Below are 4,465 nucleotides of genomic sequence, written 5' to 3'. Positions count from 1 at the left end.
TCCGGACAGCCTACCGATACCACCCGCTCGCCGCCCTTCGTGTCGTCTTCCTCCGTGCGCGGAGCCCCCACGGCTCCCCCACCGATCCGCGCGGCGGGCGACGACGATCACGTCCGCCACCGGGCCGCATCGGTCGACGCCGGCATCATCACCGGGCACGCTGGGAAACCAGGCTGGCGGGAGCCAGGGGTGCGGGCCGGTGGGGCATGCCGGCGAAGTGAGGAGAACGTTGTGCTGCTGAGCAGGATCGACCATGTGGGTATCGCGGTGGCGTCGCTGGCCGGCACCATCCCGCTCTACGAGGAGGCGTTCGGCCTCACCGTGGTGCACCAGGAGGACAACGACCGCCAGGGTGTGCGTGAGGCGATGCTGTTGGTGAACAACGGCGAGGCCGGCAGCTCCTACGTCCAGCTGCTCGAGCCGCTGCGCGAGGACAGCCCGGTCGGGAAGTTCCTGGCCAAGTGGGGCCCCGGCATCCACCACATCGCCTACGGTGTCGCCGACATCGACAGCGCCCTCGCCGCCCTGACCACCATCGGGTTCGACCTGGTCAACAAGACGCCCGTGCACGGCACCGCCGGCAGCCGGATCGCCTTTGTCCACCCGAAGGCCCTCGGCGGCGTCCTGACCGAGCTGGTCGAGGCCGTCGAGGGCCACTGACGGCCCACCCGTCCGTCCTGGCCGGACGTCCCGGGTAGGACGTCCGGCGCACCGCGCCCGGCCGGCCGTGTCGGGGGCTGATCAGCGTCTGCTGGTCGCGGCCGAGGTGGTGGCGCTGGGCAGCGAGTCCAGCCGGCTCACGCCGGAGCCGTTCCAGGCGTAGCGGACGGTGGCACCACCGGCGCTCGGGCAGCACATCGGGTCACCCGGCCGGTACAGGTCGTACTGCAGTGCGACCTGCCGGTCGGTGGACCAGATCCAGCGGATCGTCGCGCTCGGCTGCGGCGCGTCATAGCCGACCAGGGTCGCGTGATGGAACAGGAACGCCCGCTGCGGATGCCCGTCCCCCGACGTCGACAGCAGCCCGATGATCACGCTGAGATCGTTGGCCGCGTCGTAACCACCGAAGGAGATCGGTGTGTAACCCGCGGCCCGCACGACCGCGGCCGCCTGCCCGGCACTCGGCGCGTCCGAGACAGTGGACGCGCCCGTGGCGGCGGTGGCGGTGGCAGTGAGCCCGCCGGTGAGGCTGAGCGCACCGACCAGCACCGACATGGCCAGTCCGTGACGTAGAGTCATGAACCCCCCTAGGTTCCGTATGGCCTCGACCACGCTAGATGCGCCGTTCGACGGATGCCGACCCCGTGGTCGCTACGCGCGGTATGTCGCCCGATACGTCCCCCGTCCTCCCCCAGTCGGTGACATTACGTGACGGAGAAAGCGGGCCGGGGTGCTCGATCCGGGCCCCGATACCGGGCTGGTCGGCGGACTAGTCGGACGGGGCGGTGGCGCGGCCGTGGCGTAGGCGGACCAGGCGGGTGACGGCGGCGAGGAGACCGGGTGGGCGGTGGAAGGTGGTCAGGGTGGTGCCGGGCAGCGCCAGTCGCCGGGTGGCCACCGAGCGGGGACGGACGAACTCGCGAAGCCCGTCCGCGCCATGCACCCGACCGAAACCGCTCTCACCGCGTCCCCCGAAGGGCAGGGCGGGGATACCGGCGAAGGACTGCACGGCGTTGACGGTGACCATGCCGGTGTTTAGCCGGGCGGCGATCTCGTCGCCGTGGTGGCGGGAGAAGACCGTGGCGCCCAGGCCGTAGGCGGTGTCGTTCGCGAGGTCGACGGCCTCGTCGATGTCGGTGACGGTGCGCACGGTGACGACCGGGCCGAACGTCTCGTCCCGCATGACCTCGGCGTCGTCGGGGACGTCGACGAGCACGATTGGTGCGATGGCCCGCTCCCCCACCGCCTGGGAGCCGCCGACCAGGGCGGTGGCGCCACGGGCGAGCGCGTCGTCGACCTGGCGGCGCACCACGTCGAGCTGGCCGGGCATCGTCATCGGACCGTAGGAGGCATCCGGGGTGGTCCCGGGGTGGATGCCGTTGAGGGCCCGGCATAGGGCGTTCAGGTAGGGCGCGGCGACGGAGGCGGTGACGTAGACGCGTTCGACGCCGACGCAGGTCTGCCCGGCGTTGGCCATCGCACCCCAGGCGGTCGCCCGCGCGGCGGCGGTCACGTCGGCGTCGTCGGCGACGAGCAGGGGATCCTTGGCGCCGCATTCCATGATGAGCGGGGTCAGCCGGGTGGCGCAGGCGGCCATCACGGCACGTCCGGTGCGCGCGGAGCCGGTGAAGGCGATCTTGTCGACGCCGGCGGTGCACAGGGCCGCGCCGGTGGCGCCGAGACCGGTGACGACGCCGAAGAGGCCGGCGGGGCCGTCCGGGTTGGCGGCGGCGAAGGTGGTGGCCAGCCGGGTGCCCAGGGCGGGGGTGTACTCGCTGGGCTTGAACACCACCGCGTTGCCGGCGGCCAGTGCGTAGGCGATCGACCCGATCGGGGTGAACAGCGGGTAGTTCCAGGGCCCGATCACGCCGACGACGCCCAGGGGCAGATAGTCCACGCGGGCGGTGTGGTCGGCGAGGAAGGGTCCGGGCAGGACCCGGCGGGAGCGCAGGACCCGTCCCGCGTGGCGGGCCGCCCAGCGGATGTGCTCGAGCACCAGCAGCAGCTCGAGGCGGGCGTCGGCGGCGGTCTTGCCGTTCTCGGCGTGCAGCAGATCGACGAGGTCACGGTCGTCGCGTACCAGCAGCGTCGCCCAGCGCAGCAGACGTTCGCGGCGCCCGGAGGGGCCGAGGCCCACCCACCAGGGTGCGGCGGCGCGGGCGGCGGCGACCACGGCCGCGACCGCGGCGTCGTCGTAAACGGGGAAGTGCCCGACGACCTCGCCGGTGGCCGGATTGAGGGAGGCGAACGTCGCCCGCGCCCCGTCCACGGCGGTGGGGACGGGGATGGAGCTGGCAGCGGCGCCGCCGGCACGATGATCCTCGGTGCTGGTCTGCTCGTCAGATCTGGTCACGACACCAGCATCGACCACCGGAGGTCATCGGGTCACAGGAAGGAGTCGCGGTAGGCGTTGAACCAGGTGCGCTGGTCACGTTCGTCGGCGGTCTCCTCGGCGTACACATGGCCGAGCATGCTGGAGGGCTCCGGCGGGTCGAGGGCGAGGCAGTCGCGGCGCAGCTCGGTGGCGGCGGTGGCGGCCTGGTCGTCGATCTCGTCGAACCAGGCGGCGTCGACGTCCGTGGCGAGCAGTCGGCGCAGCCGTTCGATCGGGTCACGGGCCGCCCAGGCGGCGACCTCGTCCGCCGGCTGGTAGCGGGTGGCGTCGTCGGACGTGGTGTGCGGGGCCATCCGGTAGGTGTTGGCCTCGATGAGCACCGGGCCGCCGCCGCCGCGGGCGTGGGCCAGCGCCCAGCTCGTCGCGGCGTGCATGGCGAGCACGTCGTTACCGTCGACCCGCAGGCCGGGGAAGCCGAAGCCGTCGGCGCGGCGGGCCAGCGGCACCGGTGACTGGCGACGGCTCGGCGTCGAGATCGCCCACTGGTTGTTCTGGCACAGGAAGACGACCGGAGCGCCGAAGCTGGCCGCCCAGACGAACGCCTCGTTCGCGTCGCCCTGACTCATCGCCCCGTCGCCGAGATAGACCAGCACGGCGGTGTCGCGCGCGGGGTCGCCGGTGCCGACGTCCCCGTCGAGCAGGACGCCCATGCCGTAGCCGATGGCGTGCAGGGTCTGCGAGGCCAGCACGATCGTGTAGTTCGCCAGGTTGTGGGCGGCGACGTCCCAACCGTCGTGGCTGACCCCACGCAGCAGACGCAGCACCTCGGCGGCCGGTACGCCCCGATGCCAGGCCACGGCGTGTTCGCGGTAGCTGGGGAAGATGAAGTCGCGTGGGCCGGCGGCCTGGGCCGATCCGACCTGGGCCGCCTCCTGCCCGCGCAGCGGAATCCACAACACCAGCTCACCCTGTCGCTGCAACGCGGTGGCCTCGGCGTCCAGGCGGCGGGCGAGCACCATCGACCGGTAGAACTCCAGGCGCAGATCGTGGTCGGCGAGCACCTCGAACCGTGGCTCGGCCACGAGGGTGCCATCGGGGGCGAGCAGCTGGATCCCGGTGTCGGCCAGCTCGGACGGTGCTGACGGATGCGCGCACCCCGCCGACACCGGACCCGCCGACACCGGACCCGCCGACACGGATGCCGCCGGCACCGTCTGCGTGGGCGCGGACGCCTGCGTCACCGCGGTCACGACGGCGGCCGGCTCGGACCGCCGCCCCGGCCGCCCAGCAGTCAGCCCCGGCCGTTGCACGACATTCATGCCGACCACCTCTACACCCGTGGATCGCAGGACGTCCTACGATCGGAAACCATCGAAAATAGCCCGGTATACCGCTAGGGACACTACGCGGATTCGGGAACGGAGAGAACGCTCCCGGTGCTTCTGTTATCGCGTCGTAGTCGTACCCGCC

Annotated in this window: 4 protein-coding genes; 1 reads left to right on the top strand and 3 read right to left on the bottom strand. The window is 72.3% G+C overall.

Annotated features, from left to right (window positions below):
• The first annotated feature begins 234 nt into the window (after positions 1 to 234).
• Positions 235 to 660: a methylmalonyl-CoA epimerase gene (gene mce, locus G6R24_RS23805; protein WP_163550474.1), complete on the top strand. Its 426-nt coding sequence runs from the start codon at positions 235 to 237 to the stop codon at positions 658 to 660.
• 81 nt (positions 661 to 741) lie between these two features.
• Here mce and G6R24_RS18555 read toward each other — a convergent pair whose 3' ends face one another.
• From G6R24_RS18555 to G6R24_RS18545, 3 genes are all read right to left on the bottom strand, one after another.
• Positions 742 to 1,215, bottom strand: coding sequence for an LppP/LprE family lipoprotein (locus G6R24_RS18555; protein ID WP_225438711.1), 474 nt, complete (start codon positions 1,213 to 1,215; stop codon positions 742 to 744).
• A 214-nt stretch (positions 1,216 to 1,429) separates the two neighbouring features.
• Positions 1,430 to 2,929: an aldehyde dehydrogenase family protein gene (locus G6R24_RS18550; RefSeq protein ID WP_225438713.1), complete on the bottom strand. Its 1,500-nt coding sequence runs from the start codon at positions 2,927 to 2,929 to the stop codon at positions 1,430 to 1,432.
• Between the two features lie 116 nt (positions 2,930 to 3,045).
• The gene (locus tag G6R24_RS18545) at positions 3,046 to 4,314 is read right to left on the bottom strand and encodes a thiamine pyrophosphate-dependent enzyme (RefSeq protein WP_225438710.1); all 1,269 of its coding nucleotides are present in this window, start codon (positions 4,312 to 4,314) and stop codon (positions 3,046 to 3,048) included.
• Between the last annotated feature and the right edge of the window lie 151 nt (positions 4,315 to 4,465).

It is taken from the genome of Candidatus Frankia nodulisporulans (assembly GCF_902806475.1).
Lineage (GTDB): Bacteria > Actinomycetota > Actinomycetes > Frankiales > Frankiaceae > Frankia > Frankia umida.
Note: the sequence above shows the minus strand (reverse complement) of the source record. Positions and strands in the feature narration are given on the sequence as shown.

Coding starts and splice junctions, on each gene's coding strand:
- G6R24_RS18555 (WP_225438711.1), bottom strand. CDS start 1,215: ATGTCGGTGCTGGTCGGTGCGCTCAGCCTCACCGGCGGGCTCACTGCC.
- G6R24_RS18545 (WP_225438710.1), bottom strand. CDS start 4,314: ATGAATGTCGTGCAACGGCCGGGGCTGACTGCTGGGCGGCCGGGGCGG.